The sequence below is a fragment of the Gelidibacter sediminis genome (assembly GCF_004364975.1).
Taxonomy (GTDB): domain Bacteria; phylum Bacteroidota; class Bacteroidia; order Flavobacteriales; family Flavobacteriaceae; genus Gelidibacter; species Gelidibacter sediminis.
The window spans coordinates 139,198-158,958 of record NZ_SOBW01000010.1 but is presented as its reverse complement, the minus strand read 5'-3'; the positions used below and the strand labels follow the sequence as shown (position 1 = coordinate 158,958).

The 19,761-nt window shown below is 38.0% G+C and carries 22 protein-coding genes; 4 read left to right on the top strand and 18 right to left on the bottom strand.

What is annotated here, in order from left to right; all coding sequences use genetic code 11:
* Window positions 1–97: 97 nt before the first annotated feature.
* A complete protein-coding gene (locus BXY82_RS14585) occupies window positions 98–1,765 on the top strand; it encodes a formate--tetrahydrofolate ligase (protein ID WP_133758972.1) in 1,668 nt (555 codons plus the stop codon).
* 175 nt (window positions 1,766–1,940) lie between these two features.
* On the opposite strand, the gene BXY82_RS14580 is transcribed toward BXY82_RS14585, so the two are convergent.
* The 9 genes from BXY82_RS14580 to BXY82_RS14545 form a co-directional block, all read right to left on the bottom strand.
* Complete coding sequence (locus tag BXY82_RS14580) at window positions 1,941–2,504, bottom strand: outer membrane beta-barrel protein (protein ID WP_133758971.1); 564 nt, start codon at window positions 2,502–2,504, stop codon at window positions 1,941–1,943.
* A gap of 218 nt (window positions 2,505–2,722) precedes the next feature.
* A complete protein-coding gene (locus BXY82_RS14575) occupies window positions 2,723–3,538 on the bottom strand; it encodes an SDR family oxidoreductase (protein ID WP_133758970.1) in 816 nt (271 codons plus the stop codon).
* A 13-nt stretch (window positions 3,539–3,551) separates the two neighbouring features.
* Window positions 3,552–4,040, bottom strand: coding sequence for a hypothetical protein (locus tag BXY82_RS14570; protein WP_133758969.1), 489 nt, complete (start codon window positions 4,038–4,040; stop codon window positions 3,552–3,554).
* Between the two features lie 229 nt (window positions 4,041–4,269).
* On the bottom strand, window positions 4,270–4,497 hold the full coding sequence (locus BXY82_RS15540) for a GNAT family N-acetyltransferase (protein ID WP_208293709.1): 228 nt from the start codon (window positions 4,495–4,497) through the stop codon (window positions 4,270–4,272).
* Window positions 4,498–4,503: 6 nt separating this feature from the next.
* Window positions 4,504–4,716 (bottom strand): hypothetical protein, encoded by a 213-nt coding sequence (locus tag BXY82_RS15535; protein ID WP_208293708.1) that lies wholly within the window; start codon window positions 4,714–4,716, stop codon window positions 4,504–4,506.
* A gap of 83 nt (window positions 4,717–4,799) precedes the next feature.
* Window positions 4,800–5,513 carry an AAA family ATPase gene (locus BXY82_RS14560; RefSeq protein ID WP_133758968.1) on the bottom strand — a complete coding sequence of 238 codons (714 nt, stop codon included), beginning with the start codon at window positions 5,511–5,513 and terminating at the stop codon, window positions 4,800–4,802.
* A 247-nt stretch (window positions 5,514–5,760) separates the two neighbouring features.
* Window positions 5,761–6,555 carry an endonuclease/exonuclease/phosphatase family protein gene (locus tag BXY82_RS14555; protein WP_133758967.1) on the bottom strand — a complete coding sequence of 265 codons (795 nt, stop codon included), beginning with the start codon at window positions 6,553–6,555 and terminating at the stop codon, window positions 5,761–5,763.
* Window positions 6,556–6,626: 71 nt separating this feature from the next.
* Window positions 6,627–7,481 (bottom strand): hypothetical protein, encoded by an 855-nt coding sequence (locus BXY82_RS14550; protein WP_133758966.1) that lies wholly within the window; start codon window positions 7,479–7,481, stop codon window positions 6,627–6,629.
* Window positions 7,482–7,974: 493 nt separating this feature from the next.
* Entirely contained in the window at window positions 7,975–8,460 is a 486-nt protein-coding gene (locus BXY82_RS14545) for a hypothetical protein (RefSeq protein WP_133758965.1), read from the bottom strand.
* A 487-nt stretch (window positions 8,461–8,947) separates the two neighbouring features.
* Here BXY82_RS14545 and BXY82_RS14540 point away from each other — a divergent pair, with 487 nt between their 5' ends.
* Entirely contained in the window at window positions 8,948–9,871 is a 924-nt protein-coding gene (locus BXY82_RS14540; protein WP_133758964.1) for a DUF302 domain-containing protein, read from the top strand.
* A gap of 11 nt (window positions 9,872–9,882) precedes the next feature.
* On the opposite strand, the gene BXY82_RS14535 is transcribed toward BXY82_RS14540, so the two are convergent.
* A complete protein-coding gene (locus tag BXY82_RS14535; protein WP_133758963.1) occupies window positions 9,883–10,839 on the bottom strand; it encodes a tRNA dihydrouridine synthase in 957 nt (318 codons plus the stop codon).
* A gap of 323 nt (window positions 10,840–11,162) precedes the next feature.
* On the opposite strand from BXY82_RS14535, the gene BXY82_RS14530 reads away from it, so the two are divergent.
* The gene (locus BXY82_RS14530) at window positions 11,163–11,549 is read left to right on the top strand and encodes a cupin domain-containing protein (protein WP_133758962.1); all 387 of its coding nucleotides are present in this window, start codon (window positions 11,163–11,165) and stop codon (window positions 11,547–11,549) included.
* A 182-nt stretch (window positions 11,550–11,731) separates the two neighbouring features.
* Here BXY82_RS14530 and BXY82_RS14525 read toward each other — a convergent pair whose 3' ends face one another.
* The 8 genes from BXY82_RS14525 to BXY82_RS14495 form a co-directional block, all read right to left on the bottom strand.
* Window positions 11,732–13,489 carry an N-acyl-D-amino-acid deacylase family protein gene (locus BXY82_RS14525; RefSeq protein WP_133758961.1) on the bottom strand — a complete coding sequence of 586 codons (1,758 nt, stop codon included), beginning with the start codon at window positions 13,487–13,489 and terminating at the stop codon, window positions 11,732–11,734.
* A gap of 119 nt (window positions 13,490–13,608) precedes the next feature.
* Entirely contained in the window at window positions 13,609–15,075 is a 1,467-nt protein-coding gene (locus tag BXY82_RS14520; RefSeq protein WP_133758960.1) for an FAD-dependent oxidoreductase, read from the bottom strand.
* Window positions 15,076–15,427: 352 nt separating this feature from the next.
* A complete protein-coding gene (locus tag BXY82_RS14515; RefSeq protein ID WP_133758959.1) occupies window positions 15,428–15,955 on the bottom strand; it encodes a hypothetical protein in 528 nt (175 codons plus the stop codon).
* A 10-nt stretch (window positions 15,956–15,965) separates the two neighbouring features.
* On the bottom strand, window positions 15,966–16,178 hold the full coding sequence (locus tag BXY82_RS14510) for a hypothetical protein (protein ID WP_133758958.1): 213 nt from the start codon (window positions 16,176–16,178) through the stop codon (window positions 15,966–15,968).
* A 189-nt stretch (window positions 16,179–16,367) separates the two neighbouring features.
* Entirely contained in the window at window positions 16,368–17,297 is a 930-nt protein-coding gene (locus tag BXY82_RS14505; protein ID WP_133758957.1) for a TolB-like translocation protein, read from the bottom strand.
* Between the two features lie 19 nt (window positions 17,298–17,316).
* Window positions 17,317–17,619 (bottom strand): SGNH/GDSL hydrolase family protein, encoded by a 303-nt coding sequence (locus BXY82_RS15635; RefSeq protein WP_243835861.1) that lies wholly within the window; start codon window positions 17,617–17,619, stop codon window positions 17,317–17,319.
* A gap of 10 nt (window positions 17,620–17,629) precedes the next feature.
* Window positions 17,630–17,950 carry a hypothetical protein gene (locus BXY82_RS15630; RefSeq protein WP_243835860.1) on the bottom strand — a complete coding sequence of 107 codons (321 nt, stop codon included), beginning with the start codon at window positions 17,948–17,950 and terminating at the stop codon, window positions 17,630–17,632.
* Window positions 17,951–18,001: 51 nt separating this feature from the next.
* Complete coding sequence (locus BXY82_RS14495; protein WP_133758956.1) at window positions 18,002–18,826, bottom strand: alpha/beta hydrolase; 825 nt, start codon at window positions 18,824–18,826, stop codon at window positions 18,002–18,004.
* Window positions 18,827–19,292: 466 nt separating this feature from the next.
* Here BXY82_RS14495 and BXY82_RS14490 point away from each other — a divergent pair, with 466 nt between their 5' ends.
* Window positions 19,293–19,760, top strand: a complete 468-nt coding sequence (locus tag BXY82_RS14490; RefSeq protein WP_133758955.1) for a lipocalin family protein — start codon at window positions 19,293–19,295, stop codon at window positions 19,758–19,760.
* Window position 19,761: the final 1 nt, after the last annotated feature.

The following is a 19,761-nucleotide window of genomic DNA, read 5'->3' as shown; positions in this document are numbered from 1 at the left end:
AGAATTTTGGCCGCATTTTACTTTCAGATGACAATGGTCATATGAATTTAGTGCGTGGTCTTTTACCTTTATTCATCAAAAAAAAATTACACATCCTATGACAGAAATACAGATTGCCCAAAGCGTTAAACCCAAGCATATTAGAGACGTTGCAGAAACATTGGGAATTTCTGAAGCACAGTTGCAATATTACGGTAATGACAAGGCAAAACTTCCGTTACAGCTCATTGATGAACATAAGATAAAAGAGAGTCATCTCATATTAGTTACCGCAATCACGCCCACCCCTCCAGGAGAAGGGAAGACTACCACCTCAATAGGATTGGTAGATGCGCTCAATTTATTAGATAAAAAAGCTACCGTAGTCCTTAGGGAACCAAGTTTAGGTCCTGTATTTGGAATTAAAGGTGGTGCTGCCGGTGGAGGTTGGAGTCAGGTGATTCCTATGGTGGATATAAATCTTCATTTTACAGGCGATTTTCACGCTATTGAAAAAGCGAACAATTTGCTGTCAGCGCTTATTGAAAACAACATCCAAAGTAAAAGCAGGAACTTGGGCATTGACCCCAGAACTGTTATCTGGAAACGCTGTATGGATATGAATGACCGCGGGTTACGCAATATTATTGCCGCCTTAGGAGGAAAAGCAGGAGGCGTACCTAGAGAAACAGGGTTTAATATTACTGCCGCTTCCGAGATTATGGCCATATTATGTATGGCATCTGATTTGGAGGATTTAAAAGAACGCTGCGGAAATATTTATGTAGCAGATACTTGGGAAGGGAAACCGGTATATGCAAAAGATTTAAACGCTGAAGGCGCAATGGCAGTAGTGTTGAAAGATGCGATCAAACCAAATTTAGTTCAAACCTTAGAAGGGAACCCTGCAATTATCCACGGCGGACCTTTCGCTAATATTGCGCAAGGCACAAATTCTATAGTCGCAACAAAAATGGGAATGTCCTTAAGTGATTATACAATTACTGAAGCCGGATTTGGCTCAGATTTAGGCGCGGAGAAGTTTTTGAATATCAAATGTCGCGCCGCAGGAATTTCACCTAAAGCTATTGTCGTGGTTGCCACTATAAGAGCTTTAAAATATCATGGTGGCAAATCCTTAAAAGAAATTACCCAAGAAGATGTGCCAGCCCTCATCAAGGGGTTGCCTAATTTAGATGGCCATATTGCCAGCCTTAAGAGTTTTGGGATTCCTATTGTTGTATCTATAAATGCTTTTAGTTCAGATACCCAAGCTGAAATTCAAATTATAGAAGACCATTGTGAGCTGTTGGGTATTCCTGTTGCATTGAGCTATGGTTGGGAGAAAGGTGGAGAAGGGTGTTTGGATCTCGCTGAGAAGGTGCTTGTTGCCGTGCAGTCGTGTGCCCAGAAATTTCACTCCACTTATAATTTGGCAGACTCAGTACAACACAAATTAAAAATGATCTGTCAAACCATTTACGGTGCCGATGCAGTTGTTTTAAGTGATTTAGCAAAGACGCAACTACGCAAATATGAGGCTATGGGTTATGGCCAATTACCGATATGTATGGCCAAAACTGAGAAAAGTTTTAGTGATGATCAAAAACGATTGGGCAGGCCAGAACATTTTAATATTCACATCAGGGAGTTTGAAATCGCTACGGGTGCTGGTTTTATCATTCCTATTGCAGGCAATATGTTGCGGATGCCAGGATTGCCAGCAACTCCTGCTGCTGAACGCATCACTATAGATAAGGATGGGGTGATAGAAGGCCTATTCTGAATTTGGTCCTTAAATTATTAAATCTACTTATGAACAATTATAAGATTTATCATAAGTAGATTTAAATGGATGTTTTGGTCAATTATATGTTTGTGCAGACGTTACACTTTGCATTTACCATACATAATTTCATATCCAAAAGGAAGGCTGTGGATTGAGCTCAATATCCTATTATTTAAGATTTTAAGGGAATTGAAATCCCGAACGCCAATGCGCCAGCATACTGTTCGACCGTTGGTTGAAAATAATAGGTGAATCCCAAATCAAAATTGTGGTCACGCCCAAACTCTAATCCGAAAGCAAAAGGGATATGATAGATTATACCGCTTTTGTGGATGTTTGTATACGCCGTATAGGTTTCAAATTTTCCAATGGACGTGCCTATTCCAATTTCAACATAGGGTGCAACCCACGGAATTGGCGCTCTCAGTCGAGCTTTACCACCCATTAAAAATGCTTTAGTCTCAGCTTTTTCATTTGTTGGATTTTCATTTAAGTCTTTTCCATTCGAGTTTGTAATAATCAATCCTGCATACGGCCTGAACTCTACCCAAGAAGCTGCTTTTAGAATGTATTCCCCTTGTAGAAAAAAACCACTGTCTACAATGTCATCATTACTATAATAGGGGCCGCTTAAACCATATCCAATTTGGATATTAAGAGATTTCTCCTTTATGAATTGGGCTTGAGCCAAAGCGGAGATCATAAGGATGGCTAGGAAAATAAGGTTTTTTTTCATGTTGGGTTTAAGATTTGGGTAATATGGAGGATGGCATCGCGCTGCAAATTGGGCTTAGCTTCAATTACTATAGCCTTGATGAGCATCACCAAAAATAATAATAGGTTGGTTTAAAATAGTTTAGTATCCAGTGTCAATAAGGCTAAAATTAGGAACTCGAAATATAAATCTTTATATGTTCAGATTCCAAATTTTAGATTCAGAAATATAGAGGTAGGTTATGACATCATCTTTTTGATATTTTGCAGAACGCCGCCATCCACTAAAATATCGGTACTTGTAATAAATCGCGCCGCATCACTCACTAAAAATTGCACCACATCTGCAATCTCTTCGGGCTGACCGTTACGTTTTAATGGTGTTGCCTCTTTCAGCATTTTCATGCGTTCGGGATGCTCTTCTGAGGCTTTTAATGCCATGGGTGTTTCTATAACACCGGGTGAAACCGTGACGACTCTAGCGCCTTTTTCGCCCCATTTTCCAGCATTTTTATGCATGAGTAATTGTACGCCCCGCTTTACAAAATTGTACATGGTGTCAGCATTGTTATTGACATGCTGACTCACGATATCAAAAGAATCTGTTGCTTGCGGATTTTTAAGTGCCTCATCATAGACTCTGTTTGCCGGAACGGTATGTGCCATCATTGAAGAAAGAAGAACGGCTACAGAATCTTTTGCGGCAAGTTCGTAAAAGGCGTCTATTAAAAGTTCAGTAGCGACCAGATCAATCGTAAAAACTTTCTTAAGGTCTTTAGCGCTTCCGCTTACTCCTGCGGTATGGACAAGTGCTTTTAAAGTACCTGCTTTAACGACAAAATTGGTCAGTTTTTTTATATCTTCCTTATTGGTAATGTCACAGCTTATGCCAGTGGCATCGAAGCCTTCAGATTGAAGTGATTTGACGGTTTTATCAACAAGATCTTGTGAATAGTCTGTAATAATTAGAGGTTGATTTTTAAACGTTCTGGCACAGGCTTGGCCGATTCCTCCAGCTCCTCCGGTGATGACGATGACTTTTTTTTCTGTATTCATGATGTTGTGTTTTTTAATTAACGGGTTTGAAATCCTGATTTGTATAGGGCGATGTTTCGGGTATGGTCACCACATTAAATTCCATTTCCACAGCCTGATGACATGTATTACAGGCGTTGGTCAATGATCTGTAGCTCGTTCTAAACAACGCGGCGTTTTTTTGTTCAATAGCTTTAGCAATACTGTCTAATGGTGGAATGATCATAGTCATTAATGGGGTTTCTTGGCGATCACTCTGAAATTTTTGAATGTCTTCAATCGTTTCCATTAACTCATGCACTTCAAAGTCGGCAAGTTTCCAGTTTTTATGTTGCCCGGCAAACCACAATTTAGAGTGGTGTGTTTGAAGGATGCCCATAAAATCGCCAAAACCGGGCTTGTAGGTGTCTGCTAGCTTCAGCTCCAAACTGTCAATGCGATTTTGTAAATCTGTCGTATTGTTGCTCTCTTGGTTGCAAGAAAAAAGCACTAAAGTTATTAGGCTGAATAATAGCGGTCTCATATGATTAGGTTTTAAGTGTTGGACTAATGCTCGCACATGACCTAAATTATGGGTCTATGCGGGATAAAACACTGAAGTTAACAAATTAAAACTGAATGCGAAAGTCTTCAAACTTGTGGGTAATAATTTGATTTTATTAGGACTGGAACTCAGTAAGAACATGGTTTTATAAGCTGATTCGTTAGAATGTAGAAAATTTCGATTTTTACTTCAAAAGTGCTGTAGATGTCTATGCTGTTTTATGGTGCAGTAGCATATGATAGAGGTCAAAGTTTTTTGCCCAATAGTCTTTTTCGATACGCTTCAATTCGAACCCAAATTTTTGATAGTACTTAAAAGCGAGTTGTGAAGTACGCACATCTATCATTTTTACATTTGCGTGGTTTTTAACATGATTTAAGCGGAATTCAAGTAATTTTTTTCCGATGTCTTTGCCATGCATTTTTGGGTCCACCATATCCCATTACATTCGGGCCAGTTGTTTCTCAGGAAAGTAATTGATGCCGCCAGCACCGAGAATTGTGGAATGTGCTTCATACACAAAATAATCTTCCAAGCCGTTTTTAAGATATTCCAAAAAATCCTGTTCCTCAGAAGGGTCAAAAGACGCAGGAATGTTTTGTCTTAAGAGCTCAATAAGCTGTAATTGGTCCTGATGTGTGTAGGCTCTAATCATCCCATTGCTAGTTTTATATAAAAATAAGGCAAATGTGCAAGTAAAGCCTTATGTGTTGGATAAGATTATTATAGAACTAAAAGCTATTGCAGTTTCTTCTTTTCTAGGCTGATAACGTTCGCTTTGATTTGCTGATAGGCGCTGTCTTTAGCCTCAGCATACGAGATGTTATAAGCTCTCTTAATGGTGTTCACATCTTCTGGAAAATGGACTAATATGCTGTCATAATAGCTATCGAGTTGTCCAACGGTTGGCAATTCATAATATAATTTAATTTGAAACCTTCGCAATAGAGCGGTATCAATGATTTCTACATGATTGGTGGCGCAAATCAACAATGAAGTATCCGGTAAATTGTCAATTTGTTGGATAAGAATATTGACTAAGCGTTGCATTTCACCTGAATCTTTAGCGTCATAATCTCTGATCTTACCAATAAAATCAAATTCGTCTATAAATAAAACGGCATTGCCATAGGAGGCTTTTTTAAATATTTCAGCAATATTTTTTCCAGTTTCCCCCAATCTGGAAGATACAAAACCACCTAAATTAAGGGTTATGACTTCCTTTTTTAAGGCGCTCCCAATAGCATGGGCCGTTGCTGTTTTTCCACAACCAGTTTTTCCGTGTAATAAGATTTTATTATCCACGGGAATGTTGAGCTTATTAAGCGCCTCTATAAAGGTGAATTCTTCAATCAGTTGGTTGAGTTTATCCCTAATTTCAGTACTTAAATGCAATTCGTCCAGACTTAACTTTCTGTTATGAGATGTTATTGTGGTGTTGTGGGTAGCCATAATTTTCGTTTCAAAAAACAAAGGTAAATATTTATGAAATTGTAGGGCTTACTCTTGCAGACTGTTTACGGTTATATATATGTGTGTTTCTGAATAGGTAACTGTAAATTTTTAGTGCTAAATCTAAACGTACAATGCTTGTATGAGGGTCAGTGGAAACTCCTCTTTTTATTTTTAAAAAATTGTGGCTTTCTGATCGTCTTGGAGGTGAATTTGATACGAATCAAGAATCATGTCTACATAATAATTAAAAAGTAACTTCCAATTCCACCACTAATGGTCGGTGGTCAGAACCGATGGGTTCGTCAAGTAATTGAATGCTTTTGCTTTTAAATTTTACGAGATCAGAATTTCTATAAATGAGGTGGTCAATTTCAGATGTCTCCTCACCTTGAAAGCTTAAATTGTCCGCTCCTTTTTCTACAAATACAAAACCTTGCTCCGCGAAATACTGCATGGTGGGCGAATCTGGGGTGCAATTGAAATCGCCTGTTATGATGGTTGCTTTTTGTAAGCTGTCAATATAAGCTACAAGTGCTTTGGCCTGATTTAAACGGTTGGCGCTGCCTTCTTTGCCACTAATCCAATCAAAGTGTACATTGGCAAATACAATGGTGCAATCTTTAGCTAGGGCAACTTCATGAACGATAGAGGTGCGTGGCTCATATTTTCCATCCGGTAATTGCAATATTTTTGTTGAGGTTAATGGCTTGGCCGATAAGGTGGCCATCCCATATTCGCCATTTTGATACGCCATAAATTTACCAAAAGTGCCCTTCATTTTCGTCTCTCGGGCCAAATAGCCTGTTTGGTCCACACTATCTGACCGTTTAATAAAATGGTCTACCTCCTGTAAACCGCATAGATCTGGCGCTTGGTTTTTTATAATTGCCGCAGCTCGGGACAAATCGAGTATGGTGTCTAATCCTTTGCCATGACGGATATTATAGGACATGATTTTAAGGTCGATTGTTTGTTCTTGCTTTACTTTACAGGCGCCTAAAAGGCTGAAACAAAGGAGTAGGTAGAGAAGGTTTTTCATATGAGTAGTGGTTACTAATGCGCTAGTAGGAATTGGAAGGCTATAAAATGTAGAGGGTTAAGCAAAACTGTCTAATTGTATCGTGTGATGTCCATAGTAAAATCTTTTGCTTTCATAGCAGTTCTTAAGGTTTCCACTGATACATTGTAAACTACAATAGGCTCTAAGAGGGTGTCTGATAGCGGTTTTACAATTTTATAGGCAGATGGAATAGCATCGGCGTTTAATTTTTCAGTGTATATATAGAAGGTGCAATAGTCCGGATCATTGCAATACGATACCTCTACAAATACATCTCCTAATTTTTTTAAATCATTTTTCACCTTTAGAGTGGTCTCTTCGGTAATTTCACTAGCGTTGAGATAGTCTTTTTTTACTTTTAGGATTGTCATGCCATTATAGGCTTTAATTTTTGTTCTAAAATTTAAACTTCCATAAATAATTCCGTTATGATCTTCAATAATGTTGATAAGCTTTTTCGCGTTTTTCATGGAATTGACTTCAATTCTCAGCTTTTCTAAAGGCTTGAGAAATTTCTCTGGAATTAAAGTCAGCGCTGTACTGAAATCATAATAAGAATCGGACGCCAATAATACACCATTGGAGAGGTCTAATTTACCATTGAAAAGCTGGTCGTTTTTAGCGTCAACTACAGAGATGTCATATTCCGACTTAAAGCCGGTTGGTATGTCTCTCTTATCTTGTATGAATTGGTTTTTGATTTTATTTAGGACGCCTATGTCATCAATATAAAAATTATTATGCTGCCTTTTAAATGTATTGGGCGATTCTGGCGTGACATCCTCTGAAGCAATGAAAATTAATTTGTGCTGTTTTGAATCGAAATCGATGTCATGCATAGGTTTTTGTTGGCATGAAGCACAAACAATACATAATAGAACGATAATAAGGGGTGTAATTTTCATAATGTGCGTAGTTAATGCGTTTAAAATAATATATTTTCGAGTAAAATCCGTTATTACGATACGATATTGACCTTATTTATAATTATACTCTCAATTTTGTTTGAAACGCCATGACCTAAAATTAAATTTTGAAAATATCAATTTGGGCTATCCAGAAGATTTCCGATTCAAAAAATTGGAATTTTGTCTTCATGATTCCGTTAGTTTTATCTTAAGGTTATTTCGTGCTGAATTTTTAGTATGAGCGAAGATTTACGCAAGTGTCCATTTAGCAATTATAAAAATCAAACTGAGTTGAAACAGGTCATATCAGTAACATTAATGTCATTCTGAAATAGGTGTGAGATATATGTTAAATTATAATTGGATTTTTTTTGCTTATGTATCATTTTATAATTCTAATACGAAATCTCAGAAGATAGGTATTAATCATCGCATATGATGTATTTGATAATTCAGTATGTAGTGTCCTCGGCTGTTTGCGGAACAGAGGTCATTCTATTCGTAACATCCTATTTCTGAATTTTTCCAGTGCCATTTCATTACCATCAATGATAAAATGATCCGAATTTTTAAATATGGCAGTAATACCACCTACAAGCCCTCCAAACAGACTTCCACTAACTAATCCGAATAATGTTTTATCAGCAGCGGTAAATGAGATAAACCCTCCCTTATCATCTCCAGATAGTAAGCCAATCAAGGCCAGTGAGCTTCCGCCAATTAAGGCGCCCTTACCTATATTATTACCGGCTGAGCGCTTGGTCTTAATTATTCCAATGGTGTGTAATGGAATGGTTAGGGTATTGCCTCTTGAGTATAATTCTATTGACGATTTAGAAATTGACATTATCTTACCTTTATTTGTTTTTTTACCCTCCACATTATAAATTCGAACAAAGGTGTTGTCATAGACATCATTTTGAGCGGACACATGGAATGTGTACAGAAACATTATGATATACATTATGTAGTTCATGATGTCAAGAATTTTGAGTTATCAATGGCTGCTTATTGACGCGAAACCATTAGCTATAAAATCAGTAAAGGTCTGATGATGAGCTAAGGTACTAAATATTTAAATATGTAATATGTTCATAATCAAATATTTATAAGAATAATCATCTTCTTTGTGGAATGAGAAAATGTCCACAATTATGACTATAAAAATCGTTAGGCTACATTTTACAAGCGTTCAGATCATTCGATTTTTTAAAACGTAGTTCTAACTTGGAAGGGGCGCAATGCATTAGTTTTATGTGGGAAGTGTTCCAATGTACAAATAACGATTCAGGTAAATTCCTGAACCGCATATTACTTGCTACTTGGTGTGATTTGTTTTACAATTAAAATATGATAGATTATGTAATTGATTATATTTCAGTAAGATTGACTAACGTTAAACATCTGTTAAGATTAATTTTAATACGTGAATAGATTTTTAACTTAAAAGAAAAAATTTGACTATGACACGGTTATCACTAGTTTTCGCTTTTGCTTTATTTTTAAATTCCTGCGGAGAGGAGCCCAAAAAAATTAAAACGGAGGCATCTGTAACCCCAACTTCAGCTTCTGGAGTAATGTTTTTTAAAACACCCTCAAAATTAGATTTGATGTACACCAATTTAAAGGCTACACTTTCTAAAAACGAGAACATCGAAATTGTTCAGGAAATTGATCATGGTAAAAATGCAGCTTCAGTCGGAATGGAGTTGCCGCCCACTAAAGTTATTTTATTTGGAAATCCGAAGCTTGGCACATCACTTATGCAAAAAGACCAATTGGCAGGATTAGACTTGCCTTTAAAGGTATTATTCTACGAAGACCAAAATAGCGTTTTTGTAATGTATAATAGTACACAATATTTGGCCTCGCGTTTTGGAGTAGCGGAGGTAGAAAGTCTTTCAAAAATTGCAGATGCACTCAAAAACATAGTTGGGACTGCGGTTAATGGGCAAGGAGAACTCACTACTGAGCAAGATGTTGGTTTGCACAAAGGTGTGGTAAGTATTAAAAGTTCAAATGATTTTGAAACGACCTACAATACATTAAAATTGAGCATAGAAGCTAATGAAAATTTAAGCATTATGGCCGAATTGGACCATCAACAGAATGCGCAAAGTGTGGCTATGGAACTGCGACCTACCAAAGTCATCATGTTTGGAAATCCTAAACTTGGGACCCCTTTAATGCAATCTTCTAGAAGTATCGGGTTAGACTTGCCACAGAAAATGTTAGTTTGGCAAGGTGCTGACGGAACGGTGTTTATATCCTACAACAATCCTGCATTCTTAAAGGCAAAACATCAATTGGAAGGCCATGCTGAGCAATTAGATCAGATTACCCAAGCATTGGAAACTCTAGCGAGTACAGCCGCTGAGGTTAACTAATAAGTTTGTAATTATGACTTTGATGCTTTTAATTCTGTATTGATAATCTGAACAACCGCTTGTCTATATTTTACTGGGTTTGCAGCCTTTTTTATGGCTTTAAAGACTTTTTGCGGATTGGAGGTCGATTGTGAGAAAAACTCCCAAAATCCTAACATCTTCATTTTAATTGGGGTGGGCCCAGACAAGTATGCATCATATTGCTGGTAAATGGTGTCATGAAATTCTGAAAAAATAGCCCATCTGTTTTGTGGGTATTCTGTAGTATTTTTTTTGATCATGCTTGGCAAAAATGGATCGGCAATTAATCCACGACCAATCATAAAGTGATCCATACTTGGAAAACGCTCTTCAATGGCTTTAAAAGCTGTAACACTTGTAATGTCGCCATTATAATATAACTTGTGCTTGGTACTGGTGATGCATTTTTCAAAAGCCTCTAGATTTACAGGGCCTTTGTAGAGTTGTTTTCCAATTCTGGCGTGAATGGCAATATTTTTCAACGGATATTGGTCTAGTATAGGAAATGCATCGAGAATCTCTTCGGCATGTTCATATCCCATCCGCATTTTCATCGAAACTAAAATATCAGTTTCGTTATGTGCTCTATGTAAAATCTCATCGATTCTTGTAGGGTTACAAATTAATCCAGAACCCATGCCCGACTTGGTAACCATTGGGTACGGACAGCCCAAATTCCAATTCAGTTCTTTATAGCCCAAACTTTGCACGTACTTAGCAACAAACAAAAACTCCTCAGCATCATTGGTAATGACTTGCGGAATGACTTCTAGCGTGCTATTATTTTCCGGTAACAAGTCGTTCTGATAAGATTGTTTAATTTTCAGTTTCCCATTGAGTCTGATATAGGGCGCATAATACGTATCAATGCCTCCAAAATAATGATGGAATGCATTGCGAAATCTGAAATCTGTAAATCCCTGTAAAGGTGATGAAAGTAAAACCATCGTATATTTTAGTTGCGCAAAGATAGAATAAATGGTGGATGGTTTTTAATACTGTAATATATTCTCCTTTTCGAGTGTGGTGTGCTATAAGGTCTTTGGGAGCATTACCCATATAAACAAATTATGAACACCAATTCATATTTAAATATGCGGCATATAAATTTAATATATGTTTTAAGGCTTTGATAATGAGCGTAATTCGACTAATTTAGTATTGGGAATAAAAAATCTATTGTGAGGTTGTTTTAAGTGATTTAATCCTCACAATGGAGGTACTACTCTTATAAGGATAATAGTATCCTTATCATTTAATAAGTGTAATTATGAAAGTTGCAAAAGACGACATTCAAGTCAAAATGGAAATTCCTGGCGCTATTATCCGTCAGCAAACGGATTTTGGAGATGCTTCCGGATTAGGAAAAATTAGTGCAGAATATTTTAGTCTTTCTGCAGGTGTAGACACGACGCCTTTATTTATTGGATTGGAAGGTAATTTATGTCAATGTCCGCATTGGGGATTTCTTACAAAAGGACAACTCACAACTACAGATGTAGCTGGCAAAGAAGAAACAGTAGATGCTAACGAGCTTTTTTATTGGCCTCCAGGACATAATGTAAAAGTGATTCAGGATTCTGAAATTATAATGTTCAGTCCTCAGCACGAACATACAAAGGTCATCAATCATATGATTGAGAAGACTAGAAATTAACCAAACAATCAGGCATATGATGTTAATTTTATAAGCTGAAAACCTTTGTGAATTGCAACAGTTGTAATTCACTGGTTTCTTATGGCCTAAAAAGAATCTATTTCTTGAGAATAATTGAAATAATACGATTTTAAGGGGGATGCTACAGCAAAAGCAACAGGAGTTAAAACACTATGTTGACACTAGTTTTGAACCTTTTCTAAAAACCTGCCATAGGTGGTGGTGGTCGCATAATCAGAAACAAACTCATCTTTTGAAAAAATGGTCTTTCCACCCACCATCACTCTTGATACGGTACCGGGATTTCTGTTGACAAGTCTTTCGTAATTATTAAACTCTTCAATCTGGCCCATCTCTACAGTTTCCGTGATGGTATCAAATTTTGAGGGGTCAATGAGTACCAAATCAGCAATTTTCCCTTCGGCCAAATGTCCGCAGTCCAAACCAAACCAATCCCCTTGTTCTTTGGTCAATCGCCAAATACATTTCTCCATACTCATAATGGGTTTGCCACGGTCTATAGATTCCTGAACCACTTTTATCATTTTCAACGGGAAATTATAAAATGCCATATTATTTAAGTGTGCCCCGGCATCTGAAAAACTGATCAGGTTATAGGGGTGGTTATAAATATGATCATATTTTTCCAAGCGGTCATTGGCTATCGTGGTAGTCCATCTGATTTTTTTGTCATAATCAATAATGGCATCTAAGAAATAGTCTACCGGATGCAACTTCTTCTCTTCGGCGAGCTCATAAAAATTTCGTCCTATCATACTGTCATCTGGCGACTCCAAAATCACTGCTTTACTTAAATCTTTATGCCACACTTTAGGGGCAAATTTGTTAGTGATTTCCTTTTTGAAAGAGGCTCTGAATTCAGGATCCTTAATCATGTCATTGCGCTCATCCAATTTTTTAGCCAAATGTCTCATAGCTTCGCCACTCGGGAATTCTTCAAACATGACCGAATCGACACCGTCATAGTAAACAGTAAAAGGCACTGGAGGTGACTGCATCCTAAAGTTGGCGTTGGCCAAACGATTTATAGCGGTACTGGCAGTAGAGATTAAAGGTAAAATATAGCGGTCACCAATAAGGTCCATCATTGCAATCATGGTCGTTTTGAGCGGCTTTCTAAATACGCCTGAACTCGCCAACATATAATTGAGTGCATTCACTCGGGTGACCAAATTTGGCGCGCCTTGTAAAATAGCGTCTCTGTCGCGAAGCAATTCGATGAGGTCTTTACGTTCTTTCCATGATGAATAAAATGATGGGGTTTTGTGTGACCAATACCGGTCGCCATCCATTTTGTCCCACGGATTGTCTATAGTGGACAGGCCTATAAACCCTTCGTCTAATGCGTTACTGAGCATGTTGTTCATAGCCACCTGCTCTGCTTTAGTGGCCGTTTCATTAGCTTTTAATGAACGTTCAATGCCCATGGCTTTCATGCGTAGATCTGAATGGCCTACAAAGGAGGCGACATTGATGCCCAACGGTAGGCTCTTGATGTACGCTTTCCATTCTGAAGCGGTATTCCAGTTTTTTACGCGTTCTAACAAGGGAAGCATTATGTCTCGCGGAATGGCCTCAACTCTTGTAAACGAATCAGAAACATCTTCGGGAGAATTGTAAATAGCACTCACGGAACAGCTGCCCAAAATTATGGAGGTCACACCATGCCGTGCCGACTCTTTAAGACCTGGAGAGGCAATGACTTCAGCATCATAATGGGTATGCGAATCGATAAAACCAGGTACAATCCATTTGCCTGTAGCGTCAATTACTTCAACATCAGCATTGGCATCAAGGCTTCCAATTTTTCCTATCCGACCATCCTCGAGAATTAAAATATCTTTTACGGTGGCTTTTTCAGCTTTGTCTCCTGAGAAAAATAAACCGTTTTTAATAAGTATTTGTCTTTTGGTGGTCATAAAACGTGGCTATTGAGTTGTGTGTGGAGTTAAAAATACACAACTTTTTTTATCCCATGAATACCCATCCTTTTTAATGTGAAATTTTTACTGCCAGATCCTACTACATGCTAATCGCGTTAGAAATCAAGATCTTCAGTGTTTTTCAAACAGCGCCCTCTGGGTTCATCCGCTTTATGCAGGACAATATCAGAGTGTAAAAATTGTGCGGCTGCGGCTGAATCTTTAACCTTGGAAGCGCTGCGGGCCAACATTTCAGACTCAAATTGGATTAAGACACTGTTCCGAATCCCTAGTGATTTCCATCCTGAAAAGGGCCTGCATCCTTTTGAAATGTTTCGGGCTAAAGCCAAGGCGTCTAATAAAGCCTGGTTGGCACCTTGGCCTTTAAACGGACTCATGGGGTGTGCGGCATCGCCAATAAGCGTTACAGGGCCTCCTCTTTCTAATAATTCTGGCTTCAGTATTTCACGATCATATACAGGATAGCCAGTAATATGCGATTCTGGTGTGGCCGCTACAATTTGAGGAATCGGATCGTGCCATTGGGTTCTTTTTATGGCTTCAGCTTTGAGGGCCTCGACACCTTTGTCACTTAATATTTTCGCCTCCTGTTCATGCATTGGGAAACTCAATTGCCACATTACGGAATTGGCGGTATAAGGCATCATATAAATGCGTTCATGACCATTGGCGGTTTGAAAAACTGTTGCCGAATCTAATAGATCGTGTTCAAAACCGTTGAGTGCTTCCAGGGCGCATATCCCTAAGATGACGATACAGTTCAGGTACCGCAACGGCAAATCAACATCACCAATCAACAATCGCCGTACCGCACTTCGTATCCCATCAGCGCCCACGACAAGATCTGCTTTTGCAGTTTTAAAGTCTCCATCCACTTGAAAGGTCAACTGAATGCCATTTTCAGTGCTGTTCTCCAAGGCGACTAAATCATGTCCCCAGCGCACCATATTAGAGCCGCCAAGTTGCTCCAGCAGCGCTAAGCGTAATTCTTGCCGGGCGATGTGCACATTGGTGTGTTTTGGTGCTTTCTTCGTGTCAGCAGCCGTCCATTTACGCATGCCCCATTCGCCCACAATAGTGCCATCCGTTGTATGGACGACATGTCTTGTGGAAACCACCCCTTCTTTTAGAGACGAAATGCCAAAGCCGTTCATGGCTTTATTAGCTTGTTGTAAAGTAAGTCCGTAACCTTGAGATCGGGCATCAAAGCCGCCATCACGCTCAAAGAGTGTAAAGGGGATACCGCGGTGTAAACAGGCTACTGCTAATGCAACGCCGCCAATGCCACCGCCAATAATGGCAACGTGTGGGTAGATTTCATGGTCCGGTATCGGAGGGAGCGCAGCAGCGATGAGTCCTGAGCCGTCACATGTGGCGCACTTTATTTGAGAAGCTTTCAGACGTATTGGAGCGGGGCCTTGGCTACCGTTCTTTTTATAGTGTTCCAGCGCTATTTGATAGCGACGCTTGGCATCTTTTTTTAATCTTCTGCTCTTTTTGCCCTGTCCAAAGCAATCAGGACATAACCTCCAACGTGTCTTTTCATTTTCATTCCCTTTCATTATCTATTTCTTAAATCTGATGATGGTTGTTTTCATAACACGAATTTTACCTTATGTAAATCGTCTCATCGGACTAAGCAAGATGCCCGATAATTGAAGTTTAAGGTGTGATGCTCATAATTTAGGTAGCAAATTTAAAACATACCAAACAGTTTTATGTAATAAATATCAGTGATGTCTATAGGGTTGAAAAAGATGGTCTTATAGATGTGTCAGTTGTAAATGCACAACTGATTTATTAACTGGACTCTAATCAAAAGCGCTATAAATAAAAATTGCTAGCAGATATTTATCCAACCTAAGAGGATAATATGTGCTAGCAACTATGTCAGTCTGATGTGAGCTAAAACAGCTAATCAATTTTATTGAGCTGCTTCTCTAAGTCTTTAACTTCTTTTTTATTGTTTTCAATAAGATCTTTCATCTTTTTAATTTTGTCTTCAGCCTGCTTGATTTTCTCCATTTTCTCCTTTTCAATTTTAGCAGAGATCTGCCCGTCTTTACGTTGCTTTTCAACTCTTTCTTTGGCAACTTTTAAACGTTCTTCATTGTCTCTAATTTTAGCCTCATGACCTTTAATTTTTTGATTCGCATATAGTTTTCGTGCTTCTGCGGTGCGTTTTGCATCATACGCACGCTGTTGCCCAAATTCTTTTCCTTCTAAACCTTCTTTATTTTTTCCATAAGCATGACCTTGAGCAGCATTATGAGATTGCTCTGAGTTTTTATGCGCATCAGATTTTGCGTTTTCACCTTTGTGTTTTCCCTGATTCTGAACTTTTTCAGTTTTTTGCTTTTGATGTCCTTTGCCTTGTTCTTGTGCAACACTGTACGTATTGAAAATAAAGAGTGGTAAGGCGAAAAATAATAGTTTTTTCATGATGACAATGTTATAGGTTATCTAATAATGAATCTATTTCTTTTTGAGTCTGTTCAATTTCAAGTTCTGACGACTCTATAGCGGCATCAAGATTTTCTATAGATGCTTCTAACGCCTCAGTTTGTTCAAGATTGACTTCAACTGTTTCATTAGATTGCTTTTTTTCGCCTGTGCAGGACATCAGCAGTCCTAAAAGGGGAAGGAGATAAAGAATTTTTTTCATGTGTTTAGTTTTAAAATTAATTCTGTGGGTGTGGTTTCTGTGCTATACCTCATTCAGTATTCCTTATATGCTACTACGTCGTATATATTGCTGTAGCATAGGTTCCTGAATTTTATAAGCATTGCTCAATTTACAATTTTCTTGTATATGTTTTAAAAGAAAATTTTAAAGATCCTAGAATTCATAGTGTTAGTCGATTATCAACGATGTTTTATAAATTTTGCTAAGGCCATTATCGCTTTTCATGATATGATTTGTGAAATCTGAAATACTTTCAAATTTTCGCTGTTGTATACTGTTGCGCTTGCTCGTAAAGTATAACATTTGATTTTCCTCGTCGTAGTACGGACAGTAGTCCATAAATTTGGAATTCACAGCATCCCCTAAATTTTTAGGCTTTTGCCAATTGCCATTGGCGTCTTTTTTTGAAATGTACAAATCGCCACTTCCAAGACCGTCAGCTTCATTGTATTTTGAAAAAATGATGAAATCTTCATTGGCTGAAATAAAGGCATTAAATTCATAACCTTCACTGTTGATGTTGGCGTCCAATATAATGGGCTTGGAATAACTGCCGTTTTCCCAGGTGCTGACATAAATATCATCTTTTCCAAAACCAGTAGGAGAGACCATAGTGAAATAGAGATTGTTGTTTTTGCTGACCGAAGGGTAAAATTCGTCCAATTCTGAATTCACTGACAATCCTAAGTTCTTAGGCGCTGACCATGGCGCATGTGCATTGGCTCTATCAACATACCAAATATCAAAATCTTTTTTCTCAGTGCTAGTGGCGTTCAAAGGTCGGTCAGAAGCGAAATATAAACGGTTATTATCATAAGATAAATAGGGTTCTAAATACATGAATGCATCACAAAAGGGGAGGAGTTGAGGTGCTGTCCATGTATTATTTTCCTTTGTGATATACGCCAGTTGCGAAATTTCTTGGTTGGGACTTTGAATCGTGAAAAAAGCCTCTTGGCCATCCTTCGAAATGCAAAAATCGCGCACATTGATAAATTGGTTTAAAATGCTGTCAAATTGAACGGGTTGAGATTGACTTTGGACAAGTCCTACATTCGAAATAAAAATGAAGCATATTATTAATCTGACGATTTTCATAAGGGGTATGTGTTGGTGGTTAGTGTTGCAAAAATAAGGCATTAACAATAACTTTTGCTGCTCTCTTGCTGCCTTCTAATGAGGGGTGAAACCCATCCGGACCATAATATTGGAAATCTTTAGTGCTGTCAAAATGGGTTTTCCAAACTTCACCCACAGGGACTAGCATGGCATTATTAATGGCAGCAGCGTCTGTGTGAGTTTTGATAACGCCGTCAAAGGTGTGGTAGTTGTTTAAGGACGGCCAAACCATAAAATAGCAAAGTTTCGATTCGTTTTGTTGGCCAATACGGTCGAACTTTTTGCCATAGTCTATCAGCATGTCCCTCCCATCAGGTTGAGAAGACGGCCCTTGTTGGAGTATTATAAAATTCGAACGATGTGCTGGCTATGAGTTTTTGAATGTCGCCGTCATTCCAATGGTCTTCAAGCGAGTAATTTGGAAAGGCAACCATTTTATAAGTAAGATGTACACCTTTCTGTTTGGCGTATTTCTTAACCAATTTTGGCAGATTGTTGGTGTAAGTTAGACTGTTTCCAACGAATAATACACTCAGTTCTGAGACAGTGGGTTTAGCACCTTGTTCGTGTTGACTGTAGCTGCCTGAAATCGCAACAATACAAAGGCATAAAATAAGGAGGAACTTATTCATTTTTGAGAAATAACGGCGCATATTTCAGGAGAGTCAATTTTAAACATCAATTTAAGGTGTTGCTACAGATCTAAAATACTCATTAAAAAACAGCAGTTGGTATTTTATGGAATTCGACCAATACTCCCAATTATGATTCCCCGGGCGTTCAATATAGTCATGCGGAATGTTTCTTTCCAATAGCTTTTCATGCAACCTCTTATTGGCATCGTAAAAAAAATCACTAATCCCACAATCAAAAATGAGTTTTAAACTGTCTTTTTTCAATTTATAAACCATATTGATAACGGAATTCTCTTCCCAGTTTTCTTTATGGTCAGCATAGTCTCCCAATCGTTTGTTGAGGTCCCAATTATTCGGAAACGGACGGAGATCCAATCCGCCACTCATACTGCCCGCAGCGCCCCAAATATCCTGATGTTTAAACGCCAAATAAAATGCGCCATGGCCGCCCATACTTAAACCCGTAATGGCTCTCCCAGATTTATCTACGATGGTTTTGTATTTCGAATCAATAACATGCACCAATTCTTTGGAAATATAGGTCTCATATTTCATGCTGTCATCCACCGGGCTATCAAAATACCAGCTTGTAAGTCCGCCGTCAGGGCATACAATTATCATATTATAGGTGTCAGCATACGTTTTCAACTCCGGAACTCTTGTGATCCAATTGGCATACGTGCCGCCAGCGCCATGCAGTACATACACTACAGGGTAATTTTTGTTTTCGGCTGAATAATTATCCGGGGTTATAACCACAGTGGGAATAATTTTATTCATGGAACTACTCACCACCATCACCGTGTCAACTTGAGCTGCATTGGCAAATAAGGTAGTAATGGTAAAAAGAACTAAGAGTAATTTGAATTTCATGGGCTATGATGGGTTTTAATAGTGCAATCCGTTTTCGTTAATCGCCTGGATTATGTTAATGTCGTGCTGTACAAGGGCCTTCGGTGTCTAGTTTGATAAAAGTAATAAATGTAATAATTACAAACGCATTTGAAAAATTTGCGGGATTTTTCATAAATCAATCAATAATGGTCATCTCATAGAAACTAGCCATTATGAAGCATTCGGTTTGTGGTGCTTTCCCAATTGTCTGGATTGTTGTAAGTTAATTCTGTTTCTGTGTTAAAGTGTAAAAATAGAGAACCTGTTCTAATTTGCGGATTAGTATTTTAACTACCTTTAAGTCAGGTTATTAAAATAGTATTAATCATGGTAAATCTACTCAAATTACCAATATCTATACTGAGTTTAATAGTATTGGTTTCATGTACAGCTGATACACCCAATATGCCCCAATCGCCTGTAGTCTCTGGCGGTAATCCCAGGTGTGAAAAATGACGGTAGCACATTAAACGTGTATTTTGGATTTTTGGACGGTGATGTTGATTCTGATACTTATATTGATATGCCAATAGAAAGTTCTCCTTCAAACTTAGTAATTGGAAGATGGAGAATCGTAAAATTGGGCATAGATGCAAACAATGACGGCACAATAAAATATCATAATTATCAAGATTTTGAGCATAAAAGTTGTGGCTTTAGCTTTTTACAATTTAATGACGATGGTGTTGTTTTCGAGAATAGTTATTATAAAAATGATGGCACGTGTACATTGTTTTCAGAAATGGCTAAATGGGAATTGATTGAAGAAAATCGATTCAAAATCTATGTTTACGACATTATCTATCTCATTAAAGTAACTCCAACAGAATTAGTTTTAAAATACGATTGGGATTTTGAAAACTCACTCTACGGCCCAACACAAATGTTTTACTATTATCAAAGGGTTCTATAAC